Source organism: Microseira wollei NIES-4236, assembly GCF_020521235.1.
Classification (GTDB): domain Bacteria; phylum Cyanobacteriota; class Cyanobacteriia; order Cyanobacteriales; family Aerosakkonemataceae; genus Microseira; species Microseira wollei.
Genome location: NZ_BLAY01000728.1, coordinates 1 through 255, shown reverse-complemented (window position 1 = coordinate 255; position 255 = coordinate 1). Strand labels below are relative to the sequence as shown.

Sequence of the window (255 nt, the reverse complement as noted above, 5' to 3'; positions counted from 1 at the left end):
CGGCAGTTGGTTGTGAAGTTAGTACAATTTCGTAGGTATCTGTCGCGCCACCTTCGGTGATATTCCTGCTACTGCCGGATTGGGTAATTGTGACTCCGGCGATATCGTTGTCGGTGATGTTGGCGGTGACGGAATTAATCGTAATTCCGTTATAGTTGGCGTCGCTGCTGGTAGCTGTATGAGAAATAGTGCCGCTATGATTTCCTTCGGCGACGTTATCGTTTGTCGCGGTAACGGTTACTGTTTGAGGAGTAT

General features: G+C 48.6%; 1 protein-coding gene. It reads right to left on the bottom strand.

Features of this window, described 5'->3' with window-relative positions; translation table 11 throughout:
* Positions 1 to 255 (bottom strand): hypothetical protein (locus tag MiSe_RS50360; protein WP_226595132.1); only part of this gene is annotated, 255 nt, incomplete at both ends.